The sequence below is a fragment of the Aromatoleum sp. genome (assembly GCF_035254505.1).
GTDB lineage: Bacteria > Pseudomonadota > Gammaproteobacteria > Burkholderiales > Rhodocyclaceae > Aromatoleum.
In genome coordinates this window covers 133710-148963 of sequence record NZ_DATFAO010000096.1, presented here as the reverse complement: position 1 = coordinate 148963, position 15254 = coordinate 133710, and the positions used below count along the sequence as shown (strand labels likewise).

The 15254-nt window shown below is 64.1% G+C and carries 13 protein-coding genes; 5 read left to right on the top strand and 8 right to left on the bottom strand.

Annotation, left to right across the window (positions count from 1 at the left end; all coding sequences use genetic code 11):
- Both VJ673_RS21450 and VJ673_RS21445 read left to right on the top strand, forming a co-directional pair.
- Positions 1-1464: a Ni/Fe hydrogenase subunit alpha gene (locus VJ673_RS21450; protein ID WP_324128205.1), complete on the top strand. Its 1464-nt coding sequence runs from the start codon at positions 1-3 to the stop codon at positions 1462-1464.
- 13 nt (positions 1465-1477) lie between these two features.
- Positions 1478-1945 (top strand): hydrogenase maturation protease, encoded by a 468-nt coding sequence (locus VJ673_RS21445; RefSeq protein ID WP_324128204.1) that lies wholly within the window; start codon positions 1478-1480, stop codon positions 1943-1945.
- Here the strand turns inward: VJ673_RS21445 and VJ673_RS21440 are convergent.
- From VJ673_RS21440 to VJ673_RS21410, 7 genes are all read right to left on the bottom strand, one after another.
- Positions 1939-2808, bottom strand: a complete 870-nt coding sequence (locus tag VJ673_RS21440; RefSeq protein ID WP_324128203.1) for an HDOD domain-containing protein — start codon at positions 2806-2808, stop codon at positions 1939-1941. The genes VJ673_RS21445 and VJ673_RS21440 overlap by 7 nt on opposite strands.
- A gap of 7 nt (positions 2809-2815) precedes the next feature.
- A complete protein-coding gene (locus VJ673_RS21435; protein ID WP_324128202.1) occupies positions 2816-3625 on the bottom strand; it encodes a DUF2189 domain-containing protein in 810 nt (269 codons plus the stop codon).
- A 63-nt stretch (positions 3626-3688) separates the two neighbouring features.
- Positions 3689-4498: an alpha/beta fold hydrolase gene (locus tag VJ673_RS21430; RefSeq protein WP_324128201.1), complete on the bottom strand. Its 810-nt coding sequence runs from the start codon at positions 4496-4498 to the stop codon at positions 3689-3691.
- 4 nt (positions 4499-4502) lie between these two features.
- Positions 4503-5807 carry an O-acetylhomoserine aminocarboxypropyltransferase gene (locus tag VJ673_RS21425; protein ID WP_324128200.1) on the bottom strand — a complete coding sequence of 435 codons (1305 nt, stop codon included), beginning with the start codon at positions 5805-5807 and terminating at the stop codon, positions 4503-4505.
- Between the two features lie 24 nt (positions 5808-5831).
- Positions 5832-6047, bottom strand: a complete 216-nt coding sequence (locus tag VJ673_RS21420) for a YdcH family protein (protein ID WP_015436638.1) — start codon at positions 6045-6047, stop codon at positions 5832-5834.
- Positions 6048-6176: 129 nt separating this feature from the next.
- Positions 6177-7037 (bottom strand): HDOD domain-containing protein, encoded by an 861-nt coding sequence (locus VJ673_RS21415; RefSeq protein WP_324128199.1) that lies wholly within the window; start codon positions 7035-7037, stop codon positions 6177-6179.
- A 62-nt stretch (positions 7038-7099) separates the two neighbouring features.
- Positions 7100-8362: an HD-GYP domain-containing protein gene (locus VJ673_RS21410; RefSeq protein WP_324128198.1), complete on the bottom strand. Its 1263-nt coding sequence runs from the start codon at positions 8360-8362 to the stop codon at positions 7100-7102.
- Positions 8363-8636: 274 nt separating this feature from the next.
- Here VJ673_RS21410 and VJ673_RS21405 point away from each other — a divergent pair, with 274 nt between their 5' ends.
- The gene (locus tag VJ673_RS21405; protein ID WP_324128197.1) at positions 8637-10655 is read left to right on the top strand and encodes a methyl-accepting chemotaxis protein; all 2019 of its coding nucleotides are present in this window, start codon (positions 8637-8639) and stop codon (positions 10653-10655) included.
- A 20-nt stretch (positions 10656-10675) separates the two neighbouring features.
- Here VJ673_RS21405 and VJ673_RS21400 read toward each other — a convergent pair whose 3' ends face one another.
- Positions 10676-11719 (bottom strand): helix-turn-helix domain-containing protein, encoded by a 1044-nt coding sequence (locus VJ673_RS21400; RefSeq protein WP_324128196.1) that lies wholly within the window; start codon positions 11717-11719, stop codon positions 10676-10678.
- Between the two features lie 279 nt (positions 11720-11998).
- Between VJ673_RS21400 and VJ673_RS21395 the strand changes: the two genes are divergently transcribed.
- Positions 11999-13378, top strand: coding sequence for a DUF1329 domain-containing protein (locus VJ673_RS21395; RefSeq protein ID WP_324128195.1), 1380 nt, complete (start codon positions 11999-12001; stop codon positions 13376-13378).
- A 26-nt stretch (positions 13379-13404) separates the two neighbouring features.
- On the top strand, positions 13405-15213 hold the full coding sequence (locus VJ673_RS21390) for a DUF1302 domain-containing protein (RefSeq protein ID WP_324128194.1): 1809 nt from the start codon (positions 13405-13407) through the stop codon (positions 15211-15213).
- Positions 15214-15254 lie beyond the last annotated feature (41 nt).

Genomic DNA, 15254 nt, shown 5'->3' with positions numbered 1-15254 from the left:
ATGTCTTCGTCGCTTGAAACCGCAGAAAACCGAGGCGACTTGCGCCGGGTAGTGATCGACCCGGTGTCGCGAGTCGAGGGACATGGCAAGGTCACCCTGCTGCTCGACGAGTCGGGGCATATTCGCGAGGCGCGCCTGCATATCGTCGAGTTTCGGGGTTTTGAGGTCTTCATCCAGGGACGTCCCTACTGGGAGGTGCCGGTCATGGTGCAGCGGCTGTGTGGCATCTGCCCGGTGAGTCACCATTTGGCGGCATCGAAGGCGCTCGATCATGTCGTGGGGGCCGCGGCCATCACGCCGACTGCCGAAAAGCTGCGTCGCCTGATGCATTACGGGCAGATCCTGCAGTCGCATGCCTTGCATTTCTTCCATCTCTCGTCGCCGGACCTGCTTTTCGGTTTCGAATCGGAGGTGGGGCGGCGTAATGTGGTCGGGGTGGCCGAAGCCTACCCGGAGGTGGCGCGCCAAGGCGTGCTGTTGCGACGTTTCGGTCAGGAGGTAATCCGGGCGACCGCGGGCAAGCGAATTCACGGCACCGGGTCCGTGCCGGGCGGCATGAACAGGCACTTGGCGGCCGAGGATCGGGACGCGCTGCGAGGCGAGATCGGGCAGGTTATCGAATGGAGCCGCACCGCCGTCGAGCTCGTGAAGCGCTTGCATCGATCGAACCCCGGTCTCTATGACCAGTTCGGCGCGTTTCACGCGAACATGATGAGCCTCGTTCGCGATGATGGTGCGATGGATCTGTATGACGGCACGCTGCGTTTCCGGGACGGCGACGGCGACATCCTGCTCGACGGCGTCCCGGATGCCATGTATCGCAGCGTGATCCGCGAACAGGTCAAGCCCTGGAGCTACATGAAGTTTCCCTACCTGCAGCAGCTCGGCCCGGACGATGGCTGGTATCGGGTCGGACCGCTTGCACGGGTGCAGAACTGCGACTTCATTCCGAGTCCGCTGGCGGAGGCCGAACGACGCGAGTTCATCGATCATGGCAAAGGGGGGCCAGTTCACGCGACGCTCGCCTATCACTGGGCGCGCATGATCGAGATGCTGCATGCGGCCGAAGTCATACGGGATCTGCTCGACGACGGCGAACTCCTTGCCGGGCCGCTGCTGGCGGGCGGGGAGCGGCGGCGCGAAGGGATCGGGATCATCGAGGCCCCGCGCGGCACGCTGATCCATCACTACGAGGTCGGCGACGATGACCTGGTGACGATGTGCAACCTGATCGTGTCGACGACGCACAACAACCAGGCAATGAACACCGCAGTGCGCGAAGTGGCGCGTCGCTACCTCGATGGCCGCGAGCTGACCGAAGGCTTGCTCAATCACATCGAAGTCGCGATCCGGGCCTATGACCCCTGCCTGTCGTGCGCAACGCACGCCTTGGGAAAGATGCCGCTCGCGCTCGAACTGATCGAATCCGACGGCAGCGTTGCCGACAGGCTTGTGCGTGACTGATCGGCCCCTGGTCGTGTTCGCGATCGGCAACGAGTCGCGTGGAGACGATGCGCTTGGGCCGATGCTCGCATCGCGGATTGAATCCTTTCTTCCGCAGGAAACGAGACTGATCGTCGATTTTCAGCTGCAGGTCGAGCACGCGCTCGAACTTGAAGGGGCGCGGCTCGCCTTGTTCATCGACGCAAGCTGCATCACCGAGTCCCCATTCACGTTCCGCGAGGAGAGCCCGAGCGGATCGAGTCCGACTTTCTCGCATGCGCTGGAGCCAGATGCGGTTCTTGCTGTCTCGCAGCGGCTGGCCGGCAGGTCGCCGCCTGCGTTCGTGCTCGGCATCCGGGCTCAATCCTTCGAGCTCGGAGAGGGGTTGTCCAAGCAGGCGCGCAGCGACATCGAAGAGGCTGTGATCTTTGTTTGCGACCTGCTGTGTGAACCTGAGGTGGATCGTTGGCGCGCTATCGCCCGTGGGCGAACCGGTCAGTGACCGTGCCGCGTTCTGCCGGCGTCCGGAATGAGCAGCGTTACATAATTGGCAAGGTCGAGTTCGGCGCACTCGCGGATGTCACGGAAGCTGGGGGGCTGCATGTCGAGGGTCGTCCAGATTACCGGCGAGACACGTTCGGCGGCGGCGGTGCTGGATTCGTTGTTCTGATCGGCCTCCGCGATACGCGTTGCGAGGTGTACGATCGCCGCCTCGTAGGCGCTCTCTGCAGCGAGACGGGGAAGGAGCTGCGCGCCGATGATCTTTGCGAAGCAGGCAGGCAGTTTCCAATGCGACATGAGCGTCGCGCCGACCTCCACGTAGTCGCAGCCCACGACTCGCCGTTCGGCCTCGTTGAGCGGTTCACTGTTGCGCTTCGAAGCGTCGGCTGCGTCGCGGGCGAGTTCCGGGACGGACTGGTGCATGACCAGATGGCCGATGTCGGCCAGCAGCGCGATCACGAACAGGCGTTCGGCCCCGAGAATCCCGTGGCTGCGACCGATTTCGCGCGCCGCGAGACCGCGCATGACGCTGCTGCGCCAGAAGGCAGGCATGTCGAAATGCTGCGGCTTGAGGGCTGAGAAAGCGGCGCTGACGGAGAGCGCCAGTACGAGGTCGTGGACTTGCTGCATCCCAAGAATGGTGACGGCACGGGTGATTGTTTCAATCTTTCCGCCGTAGCCGTAGAACGCACTATTGACGAGGCGAAGCAGACTCGCCGTCAGGGCGGGATCCGCGCTGATCGCGTGGGCGATCTCGGTACACGATCCCGTCGGTTTGTCCATCTCGTCCCTGACCTCTGTGTAAACGGTGGGCAGGGGCGCGAGGGATGCGACAGTCGTGACAAGTTCGGCGGCGGAGTGCATGGTGGTTTCAGAGGGAGGCGGACGCGGGCGGCGAGTCCGCCGGGGCGACCAGGTCGCGGTAGGCATGCCATGTGGCATGGCCGACGATCGGCATCAGGATCACCAGTCCGAGGTGGAAGCTCGCAAAGCCGAGCAGGGTGAGCGTGACGATCAACGCAGCCCAGACCGCCATCGCCCCAGGATTGCGCGCGAGTGCACCGACGCTGGCGAGCATCGACGAGATGGCGTCCTGGTCGCGGTCGAGCATCAAAGGGACGGAGATCACGCTGGCAGCGAACACGATCGTCGCGAACAGCAGGCCGACGCCGAAGTAGACGAGCAGGAACTCGATGTTTTCCATTGCCAGCACCTCCGTGAGGAAGCCGGACAGGTTGGGCATCTCGTTAGTATAGAAAAGCGCGAAGACGACGAGCGAGGCTCGTGCCCAGACGAGAAACACGATGCCGAGCACGACCGCGAAGATGCCGATATTGCCCGCGTTGCGGGTCCACACGGTGAGCGTCGGACTCAGCGCGCATTGCCGGCCCTGCTCGCGGCGCCGGCTGATTTCATAAAGCCCCATTGCGAGGAAGGGGCCGAGCAGCAGGAAGCCGGAGGTCAGTGCCGCAGTGTACTCATAGGCGTGTTCGAATACGGCGGTCACGAGCAGGCCCATCGCCGCAAAGCAGAAACCGTAGAACAGGCTTGGTAGAGGGCAGGCCTTGAAGTCGCCGATCCCCTGGCGCATCCATCGAAGGGGCGCCATGGCGTCCACTTCGCGAATGGTTGGAAAGACCTGTTCATCCGTCGCCGCCTCGCTGTCGAGTTGTTCCGACATGGCTCTCTCCTGTTGTGGTGACTGCCATCGGTCGAGCGACGGGGTAGGCCCCGTTTAATTATGTCACGCGCGTTCGAGGAAGCTGCGCATCGCGTCGCTCACCGCATCCGGCGCTTCGGCCATCATTGCGTGGCCGGCGCTTTTGATATTAATCATATGCACGCCGGAGGGCGTGTCAATTAATGCCTCTCGCAAAGGTGTTACTGCCTTGCGCGGGGTCATCTGATCGCGCTCCGCGCAGATCAGCGCGGTCGGAACGCGAATGCTGCGTGCGGCTTCCAGTCCGTTCCGGTAGGCATTGCAGGCGGCGAGATCGGTCGCCAGCACCCCTTCGCGCTGACGCTCCATCAGGCGTGTATTCAGTCCCGTCAGCGACATGCCGGGAATCGGGCTTTCGCCGAGCTGCGACGCTGGAGTGTAGGACCACTGGTTGATCATCAGGTGCGCAGTCTTCCGATCGTGGCGTGCCGCTTCGAGGAGCGGTGCGGCGACCGGCATCGGCGCGACGCTGCCGATCAGGAGTAGTCTCGTCACGCGGGACTGCAATTGCGTGGCGGCTTGCAGCGCCACGAGGGAGCCCATGCTGTGGCCGGCGAGGGCGGCCTGGGGGACACCGACTGCGTCGAGCAGGGTTTCGATCCAGCTCGCGAGCGCTTCGATGCTGCTCAACGGTTCGCCGCCGGAACGTCCATGTCCCGGCAGGTCCGGGGCGAGCACGGCATAGCCGTGATGGGCGAGCTTGCGAGCTTGATAGTTCCACACGCTGTGGTCGTGGCCGGCGCCGTGGATCAGGACGACGACGGGCAGGCAGCGATCGAAGGACTTGCCGCCGGTGTAGGCGAAGATCGGGATGTTGTCGAGCGTCAGTTCCATCTCATCACCCCTGAACGGCACGGCCGGCGGCATAAAGGCCCCGGTTGAGGTCTTCGATCAGGTCGGCGTCGTTTTCAAGGCCGACCGACAGCCGAACGGTGCCTTCGCCGATGCCCGCCGCACGCAGATCTTCCGCAGACATGCGGAAGTGGGTGGTGCTGGCGGGGTGGATCACGAGCGACTTCGCGTCGCCGACGTTCGCAAGGTGGGAGAACACGCGCAGCGCTTCGATGAAGGCACGTCCTGCGGCGCGGCCCCCCTTCAGCTCGAAGGACAGCACGGAGCCTGCCCCGTGCGGAAGCAGGCGGGTGGCGAGTTCGTGGTCGGCGTGGTTGGGCAGCCCCGGGTAGGCGACGCGCTCGACGAGCGGGTGTTGCGCGAGGTGTTCCGCGACCGCTCGCGCGTTGGCGACATGTGCGCGCATCCGCAGCGGCAGGGTTTCGATGCCCTGCAGGATCTGAAAGGCATTCATCGGCGACAGGCAGGCGCCGAAGTCGCGCAGGCCTTCGCGGCGGGCGCGCAGCAGGAAGGCGGCGATCGGCGATTCTTCGGCGAAGTCCATGCCGTGGAAGCCGGCGTAGGGCTCGGTCAGCGTCGGGAAGAGGCCCGACGCCTCCCAGTCGAAACGGCCGCCGTCGACGAGCAGGCCACCGACGGCGACGCCGTGTCCGCCGAGGAATTTCGTCGCGGAATGGATGACGAGATCGGCGCCGAGGTCGAAGGGGCGCTGCAGGCAGGGTGTGACGAGGGTGGCGTCGACGAGCAGCGGCACGCGGTGCTCATGCGCGATGTCGGCGACCGCGGGGATGTCGAGCACGTCGAGGCCGGGGTTGCCGAGCGATTCGCCGAAGAAGAGGCGCGTTTCGGGTCGGATGGCGGCACGCCAGGCGTCGATGTCATGCGGATCGACGAAGGTCGTGTGGATATCGAACCGCGGCAGTGTGTAGGCGAGGAGATTGTGCGAGCCGCCGTACAGGGCGCGCGACGCGACAATGTGACCGCCGGCGCCCATCAATGTCGTGATCGCAAGGTGCAGCGCCGCCTGTCCGCTCGCGACTGCAATCGCACCGACGCCGCCCTCTAGCGCGGCGATGCGCTCTTCGAGCATCGCGTTGGTCGGGTTCGAGATGCGCGTGTAGACGTGACCGGGCCGCTCCTGGTTGAAGAGCGCTGCGGCCTGGTCGGCGTCGGGGAAGACGTAGCTCGTCGTGAAGTAGATCGGGGCCGCGCGGGCGCCGAATTGAGGGTCGGGGGATTGTCCTGCGTGCAGGGCGAGCGTCTCGGGGCCGGCGGTCCTGGGCTGGGTCATCGGATCGTTGTCGGGTGGTCGGTTTCAGGCGAATTCGTCGGGTTCGAGCATGTGCTCGATGACCGTGATGCGGTCCTTGAGCGCGAGCTTGCGCTTCTTCAGGCGGCGCAGGAGGAGTTCGTCTTCCTGCGGGGAGCCTTGGAGCCGGGAAATGGCATCGTCAAGATCGCGATGCTCGGTCCGCAGCTCGGTGAGCCGGATCTGCAGGCTGGTGACGTCGTCGAAGGAGTCCTCGCTCATCGCTTACCTAAGGGAGTTTGAGGTGGGCACCGATTCGGTGCTGAACGGCAGTATGTTATGCGCGGGCGCCGCGAAATGACAACTTGTTGCAGCTCGGGACGCGGGAAGCGCGCGGATAGCGACGTCGTTTCAATTGCTGATCGCGCTCAGGATCACCTGGTGAGCGCTGCGCGCGGTATCGAGCAGGGCGCTCAGCTCCTCCTTGGCGATGCCGTCGGGCGCGGTGTCGGTGACGGCGAAGCGACGGTCGGTGCCGAGCAGCTTGTCGAAGGGGTTGGGAATTTCCGCCGACAGGGAGGCGACGAAGAGCACGTCCGACAGATCCTTTGGTGGCCACGAACCGCCGTAGGGGTCATCGTAGTTGAAGGCGTCGATGATCGATTCGGGAAGTTCGAAGGTCTCGAGGATCGCGCGGCCGACCGGTTCGTTCCAGGCCGATACGAATTCGGCGAATCGCGTTGTGTCGTGTTCGAGTGCCGGGTAGTCCGCAGCCCGCGCCACGAGGAGGAATTCGCCGATGTCGACCATCATGCCGGCGAACATTGCGGTATCCGGGCTGCCGACTTTGAGTTCGCGCGAGAAGGCATAGGCCCACGAGGCGACGTCCACGGAATGCATCCACAGTCCGGAGGCGATCGCACGCATCTTTGAAGAGCGGTGGTCCTGGGCAAGTTGCTCGGCGGCGACCGCGAAGGCGAGGCAGCGCAGGGACGCGAGCCCGATGCGTTGAACTGCATCGGCGACGTTGGTGATCGGCGTGCCGTAGGGGTTGAGTGCGACTGCGTTGGCCAGGCGGACCACTTTAGCGCTCAGGACGGGCTCGGTCCTGACGACGGCGGCAATCTGGTCGAGCGACGAGTCTGGGTTATCGGCGAGTCGCTTGATGCGCAGGGAGATGTCGAGCGAGGTCGGAAAGCTGAGTTGCCCGTCGTTGAGTTCAGCTTCGATCCGGTCAGCGAATGCCTGGGCCTGGGATTCGAATTCCTGCATGTCGATCTCCGCTGGATGTCACTGTCGCAGTTTAGCGCGCATCCGCCCAGGCGGGGGGCCGACTAGCTTGGCGCGGTGCCGTCGAGGGCGCCAATGAGCGAGGAAAGGTGCGGCAGGCAGTTCTTGTCGTCGTGGGCTTCGGCTCGCAGGTGCAGGTTGCGCGCGAGGTTGCGCATCCGCCAGTCGACCTCGCGGACCACGAGGTTGATCTCGGCGACGACTTCGGCATCGAGGACGTCGGCGCCGAGCGTGGCGGCTTCGACGACGCCGGTGGAGCGCAGCGACTTGTCGAGGTTGTAGAGAAGCTGCAGCGCGGTTTCCGCGGTCTGGCGCAGGAAGGGGGTGGCAGCTGCGCCGCGAAGCGATTCGGCGCGGCGGATCGTGGTGACGACGCGTTCCATGCTGGCCTTGACGCCGGTCGCGAAGCTGCCGTCGGCCGGCGTGCCGAAGCTGTCGTCACCGTGGCGCAGCGCCTGGGTGACGACGGCAACGGCGTCGTGGTCGAATTCCTCGGGCACGATGCGCATCGCGAGCGCCGCACGCAGGGGCGCACCCGCGTCTCCGCGAGACAGGATCGCTGCGACGGAGTCAGCGACGGCAAGCCAGCTGCCGAGGCGCTGGTGCTTGCTGCGCTCGAGCTGGTTGGGGTAGCCGCTGCCGTCGAGTCGTTCGTGATGCTGGGCGACGCACTGGCCGACGATCGCGGGCAGGGTGGTGAGTTCCGCGATCAGCAGCTGCCCGATGCGCGGGTGGCTGGCGACATGCTTCCATTCTGCCGGCGGCAGGCGGTAGCTGTCGCGCAGGTAATCGGGGTTGATGTACATCTCGCCGAGGTCATGTAGCAGCGCGGCCATCAGCAGATGCTGGGCATCGTGTTCGCTCACCGAGAGGCGTGCTGCGATGCCCGCGCTCACCAGGATCGTCCCGACGGCGTGCTTGAAGGCGTTGCTGCCTTTGGCGTGCGCCGAGGTGAGCAGCAGGCGCAGCGGCTGCGGCAGCGCCGTGTTGCGCATGCCGTTGATGAGCGAGATGGCATCGCGATTCACGATGCGGCGGAACAGCGGGTTTTCGTCCAGTCGAGTCCGGCACGCACCGACGACGTCGCCGAACGCGACGGCGCCGTCGACCGCGAGGGTCGCCTCGAGCGGTTTCGCCAGCTTGCGGCGCAGCAGCTTTTCCTGGAGCTCGGCCGAAACGGGCTTGCCCTTCGCCCAGAGCTTCATGCCGCGCTCGTCGTAGATGTCTTCCGAGGCCTCGACGGTGTGGGTCTCGGAGAGCTCTACGATGCTGTTGAGGCAGTGCTCGTTGACGGAATTGAAGAGCATGTTTTCGGTGTGTCGGGGCGGGGCAAGTGCGGAAGGTTGATGTGCAATATGGCGCAGCGGGAATACTAGCACCTCGGGAACCGCACATGGGGCGCTGGGGTCGTGGACCGGGTCCCCTCAGCGGTTTCTTGATTTATCTCATGGGAATAAGTTTCAAAAGCCTTTGTACTATTCTAGGTATAGGGTGCTATGGAGCGGCTGACGCCGGAGATTGTTTCGGCCATCATTCCTCCCCCCAAAAAAACACAGAGAGAGGCGGCCCATGGAGGCTCTTATGAAAGGATTGTTTCTGCCGGCGGTGGCGATAATGAATCGCCTGTCCTACCGGGCAAAATTTGCACTGATCGGCTCGTTCGTCTTTGCTGCCTTCGCAGTCTTGCTGGTGGCGCTGGCGAACCAGCTCAACGCCACCATCGAGCATTCGCGCAGCGAGTTGGTCGCATCGGGCCTCGCGCGCCCGTTGCTCAAGACGGTGGAACTCGTGCAGCAGCACCGCGGGATGTCCGCCGCCCTGCTGGGTGGGCTCACGGCAATGTCCGACCGGCGCAAGGAGACCGAAAAGGCGGCCGATGAGGCGTTCGCGGCGCTCGACCGGGCCTTGCCCGAGGCGGACCGTGCGGATCCCGCCTGGAAGGATCTGCGGGGGCAGTGGGCAGCGCTACAGCGCGACGGACTGGGGTGGAGTCAGCCTGAGAATACGAGCGCTCACACACGCTTGGTCGATGCGCTCCTGAGCTACCAGATCGTCCTGTCGGACAGGTATGGCCTGACTTTCGATCCCGAAGCGGAGAGCTATTACCTGATGGCGACGGCGGTGGTGCGTACGCCCTTCGTCCTGGAGCGGCTCGGGCGCTTGCGCGCAAAGGGGGCAGCGGCGCTCGCGCGCGGCAGCATGGACGACGCGGCGCGTACCGAACTGTCCGTGCTGACGAACGAGGTGCGGGCGGCTTTGCGTGACCTGAAGGTCAATGTAGCCAAGATCTCGGCCCAGCGCCCGGATCTGAAGGATCGGCTGGAGACGTCGCTGAACGGCTTCGAAACGCGGCTTGAGGAAGTGCTGCGTGTGGTGCAGGAAATCCTTGGCGGGGACTTCTTCGTCACCTTATCGAGCTCGTATTTCGACCTTGCGACCGGCGCGATGACCGTGGGCTACGAACAGGCTTACGAGATCATGCTGCCGACGCTGGATGAAGTGTTGAAGGATCGTATCGATCACGCGTCGCGCATCCTGTATTTCAACATCGGGATGTTGCTCGTCATGCTGGGGGTGATCGGCTACTTGTCGGTCGGAAGCTACGTCTCGATCATCGGTGGAGTTAGCAGGCTCTCCAGTGAGAGCGCGCGGCTCGCGGCCGGGGATCTGACCGCCCGTATCGACGTTCAGGCGCGTGACGAGTTGGGCATGGTGAGCAAGAGTTTCAACGAGATGGCGGCGACGATGGGACGGCTCATCGCTTCGATTCAGCGGGAATCCGGCGAACTGGCCGAGGCTGCGCGGGGCATGCTGGATTCGGCACGGCAAGTCGATACGGCCTCGCAAAGGCAGAGCGAAGCGGCGTCCAGCATGGCGGCGGCGGTGGAAGAGATGACGGTCGGCATCGATCACATTGCGACCAATGCCGGCAACGCGAACGAACTGGCGCGCAAGTCGGGCCGCTTGTCGGGCGAAGGCGGGGAGATCGTGGAATCGGTGATTCGCGAGATCGGCGAGATCGCGGAGTCGGTTTCCGGGTCGGCCCGTACGATCGAGCAGCTTGGGCAGAGCTCGGAGCAGATATCCGCAATTGTCGGCGTGATCAAGGAAATTGCGGATCAGACCAATCTGCTTGCGCTCAATGCGGCCATCGAGGCGGCGCGCGCAGGCGAACAGGGGCGGGGATTTGCGGTGGTGGCCGATGAGGTGCGGAAGCTCGCCGAGCGGACCACGCATTCGACGCAGGAGATCGCGGGGATGGTCGGGGCTATTCAACAGGGCGCCCGCGCTGCCGTGGAAAGCATGAACCATGGCGTCGTGCGCGTGAGCGAGGGGGTCGAGAGGGCGCAGCAGGCGGGTAAGGCGATGGCGCTGATCCGGGAGGAGGCAGGGCGGGTGGTGGATACCGTGGCGGAGATCTCGGAGGCTTTGCGTGAGCAGAGTTCCGCGTCGACCGAGATCGCGCGGAACGTGGAAACAATCGCCAGGATGGCCGAGGAGAATTCTTCGTCGGCCGCAGGCAGTCTTCATACGGCAAATCGCCTGGAAGAGCTGGCCGAGAGTCTGCAGGGCGACGTGGCGCGATTCAGGGTTTCCTGAACCGCAAGCCGGCGTGCCCGTCAGACGGTGACCGGGAAGCCCGACGCCGGATGAATGCGGGTGGACTGCCGCAGGGTGTCCGATGGGAGCTCGCCGAACATCGCCTTGTAGTCGGCCGCGAAGTGCGACAGGTGCCAGAAACCCCAGCGCGCTGCGATGTCCGCGACGTGGCTCGTCGTCGGATCGGCACGCTTGAGTTCGCGCCGCACGCCATTGAGGCGCATGGCGCGCAGGAAGCTGACGGGGTTGAGGTTGAGGATGTCCTGGAAGCTGTACTGCAGCGTGCGGCGCGACACCTGCAGTTCGGTGCACAGGTCGGCGACGGTGATCGGTTCGTCGATATGCGCGCTCATGTATTCGCGCGCGCGTTCGACAATGAGCTGTCGCGCCGGGGAATGCTGCATGCCGCGCGCGGCATCGTCGGTCGATGTGAAGGCGCCGATCAGGCTGCCGAAAATGGCTTGTTCGAGGCCCTTGCGGATCTGATGGTGGCGCAGCAGTTCGGGGGTCGCTTCGAGGCTCGTGAGGACCGTAAGGAGGAAGCCGCGCAGGCTCGCGGCCTGTTCCGAAGTCGCGTCGATGACCCGCTGCTTGCCGATTTCGGCTGAGAGATCGCGGTGTTCGACACGCATCGCGTAATCCAGGAAGACCTGGCAGTCGGTCGTGACCGCGACGATGTCGTGCAGGCGCGGCGTGCGATAGTCGAGTTCGTCGTCCGAGGTCAGGGTGACGATCGAATCCTGGCCGCAGGGGGTGCCGCAGAACGAGCCGGTTCCATCGACTTCGACCGGCACGCCTACAGTGAGCGAGCCTTGCCACGATGAGCCGACTTCGTGGATGACCTGGTTTGTCCGTTCGCGGAACACCTGGATGTCGCCGAACCAGTATTCGTCGAAGCGGCCGTTGAAACTGCCGGCCGACAGCTGATCGTAGCGCTGTTTCCAGTGCTGCAGGCAGGACGCGTGATCGTCCGCGTCGCGCGTGTCGAGGCGCACGACCGAATAGGCATCATCGCCAGCAGGCGGCACAAGGGTTTCGTGCGCGGGGCCGGATGAGATGTTCATTTCCGATGGTGTCTCCTGACCGGAATGAGCGACAAATTATTGTGGTTTTGGGCCTTTTTCTTTTTTAACACTAATACAAAAGTCAGTTCGGTGACAGGGGGGGGTGTGTATCGGGTCCGCGTTGCCGATTTCGGATAACGGTCAGCAGCGGAGCGTTCCTAGAATCCGACTCATGCGATGAAAGGACACACAGAGGTCCGCACGCATCACTACACAGGAGTGTGTGGCAGCGGCTGCAGCGGCATTGGCAGCTACTACGTGAGTTAGGAGACTGGGAATATGAGCGTAAGGACAAGGAATTTGCCGCGCGTCGGGCTGATCTGTCTGGCGGTGGCGGCGGTACTCGCCAGCGCGACGGCGAGGGCGGCAGTATCCGAGGGCGAAGCGGCAGCGCTGGGCAAGGCCCTGACGCCGATCGGGGCCGAGGCCGAAGGAAGCAAGGATGGTGCGATTCCCGCGTGGAAGGGCGGGATGACGCAGACGCCGGCGGGCTGGAAACCGGGCCGGCTCGACCCATTCAAGGACGACAAGCCGCTCTTCTCGATCGACGCGTCAAACGTCGATAAGTACGCGGACAAGCTTTCCGCGGGGCAGCTCGCGCTGATCAAGGCCTACAAGGGCTATCGGATGGACGTGTATCCGACGCATCGCAGCTGTCCGGTGCCGGATTTCGTCGCGACGCAGACGAAGAAGAACGCCACGGCCGCGAAGCTCGGCGGGGATGGCTGGCAGCTCGAGCAGGTGTTCGGCGCGGGTATTCCGTTCCCGATCCCGAAGAGTGGCGCCGAGGTGATGTGGAACTACAAGCTGCGCTACACGGGCCTCGGCCGCCGGGCGCAGATCTCGGCGCTGATGCCGGAGAAGGACGGTTCCTACGTCGAGAACAAGCAGTGGTCGTACGAGCTGTATCCGTTCAACGATCCGAAGGTGACGGGGCCGGCCGACGTCGGCGGCGTGGAGTCGAAGCTGCTTTATGACGTGCTGACGCCGCCGTCGCGCGCAGGCGAGGGCTACCTGATCCACGCCTACATCGACAAGCCGCAGGATGCGTGGATCTACTTCCCGGGCCAGCGCCGCGTGCGCCGTTCGCCGACTTTCGCGTACGACAACCCGATCGCCGGTTTCGACAATCTGTACTTCGTCGACCAGATCAACATGTTTACCGGCGCGCTCGACCGCTACGACTACAAGCTGATCGGCAAGAAGGAGATGTACGTGTCGTACAACTCCTACAAGCTGATCGACAAAAAGAACAAGTTCAAGGACATGCTCGGGCCCGAGTATGTCAATCGCGACCTGATGCGTTATGAGCCGCATCGCGTGTGGGTCGTCGAGGCAACCGTGAAGGCGGACAAGCGTCATTCGTTCGCGAAGCGGGTGTTCCACTTCGATGAGGATTCCTGGGCACTGCTGCAGGTGGACATGTACGACGCCAAGGGCAACCTGTGGCGCGTGCAGGAGGGCAGCCTGTGGGCGGCACCTGACGTTGGGGCGTGCATGGCGTACGAGACGCAGATGTACGACCTGGTGGCGCGCCGCTATGTGGTCGACAACTGGACGGCCGAGGGTGAGGTGCTGGATCTGACGGCGGGCAAGGAAGGCCGTGTGACGGCAGCCAACTTCACGCCGGATGAGATGCGTCGCCGCGGCGAGCGCTGACCCTACCACCTCCAGGAGACTTCCCCATGAAGACCAGGACGATTTCGCATCGTCGGGGCGCGCTCGCCCTTGCTCCGACCACGCTGTCGCTGGCGATTGCCGCGGCGCTGTGGTCCCCGGCCAGCCAGGCCGTGCGTTTCGGCTCGGAGGACGGGCTGTCGGGCAGCTTCGACAGCACGATTTCCTACGGTGTGGTGAGCCGCTTGCAGTCGCGTGATTGCAAGATCATCAGCAACGACAGCGGCGGCTGCAACAACGGCACCAACAATGAGCTGTCGAAGACCTACAATCTCGCCAACGGGACGGGCTACGCTAACGCCGATTTCAACTTCACGAACTTCGACGACGGCGACCTGAACTACAAGAAGGGCGACATCGTGTCGGCGGTGCTCAAGGGCACGCACGACCTCTCGCTGAAGTATCCGGGCGGCTGGAGCGCGCTGGCGCGCTTCAACTGGTTCGCCGACTCGAAGGCCAACGACACGCGGCGTACCGATGTCGCCAACGAGGCCTCGGGCGACGTCACGATGCTGGACCTGTGGGTCGCGAAGGAGGTGTCGGTCGGCGATCATCGCGGCAAGGTGAAGCTCGGCAACCAGGTGATCTCCTGGGGCGAGGATATCTTCATCATCGGCGGCGTGAACCAGATCAACGCGATCGATCTGCAGAAATTCCACGTGCCGGGCACGCAGCTGAAGGAGATCTTCGTGCCGGCGCCGATGCTCTCGGGGTCGATGGAGCTCGCCGAGAACCTGGGCATGGAGGCCTATTACCAGTTCGCGTGGAACGGCTTCAAGTTCGATCCGTCGGGGACCTTCTTCTCGTCGGCGGACGTGCTCGGCAAGGGGCGGCGCGTGGCTTATGTGCCGACGAGCATCGTGGAGGATTTCTTCGGGCCGGGGGCGTGCGCAGGCCTGCCGAACGGCCGCTGCGGCGACAACTCGGGTCTTTCGGATTCGGATGCGGTTGCTGCGGGAGTTGCCGTTCCGTTCCTCGGCATCAACAAGCCGAGGCATAACGCCCAATATGGGGTGAACTTCCGCTACACCGCCGAGCCGATCGACACCGAGTTCGCTTTCACCTATCAGCGTTACCACGACAAGCTGCCCTTCCTCGGCTTTACGGGCAACACCTCGGGTGCGGTTACGGGCTACTTCCTCGCGTACGGCGAGGAGAAGGACCTGTACGCGGTTTCGGCGAACACCAAGATCGCCAACATCGCGGTGGGTGCCGAGCTGTCTTACCGCCCGAGGGACAGCGTCGGCATCGACCCGACTGTGCCTTTCGGCAACATTTTCGGCGGGCCGTCGAACAAGTACAGCGTGTATGAGCACGGCAGCAATCCGGGCTTCGTCGAGGAAGAGAAGTATCAGTTGCATCTGACGGGCTTCTACACCTTCTCGCACAACGATCCGCTGGGCGGGATCGCGAAGGCAGCGGGGGCGAGCGATGGCTTCATCCTCGCGGAGGCAGCGGTTGCGCATTATCCGAGCCTCGACCGGAGCGGGCGCACCCCGTACTTCCTGCCGGACTACTCGCTGCCGGACAAGACCTCGTGGGGCTACGTCGTCGAGGCCGCGCTGAACTACCCGAACGTGTGGGGCTCGGGGGTGACGCTGACGCCGCAGATCGACTGGTATCACGACGTCCACGGCACGACGCCGAACGCGCTGCCCTTCGTCGAGGGGCGCAAGGCGCTGACGCTGTCGCTGTTCGCGAACTACCGCGACGCGTGGAAAGGCGCGATCCAGTGGGTGACTTTCGAGGGCGGCGGTCGCAACAACCTGATGCGCGACCGCGACTTCCTGTCAGCCAGCGTCTCCTATTCGTTCTGATTCGTCCAGAGAGAAGAACGCCGGCCGCGGCGGGAGTGCGT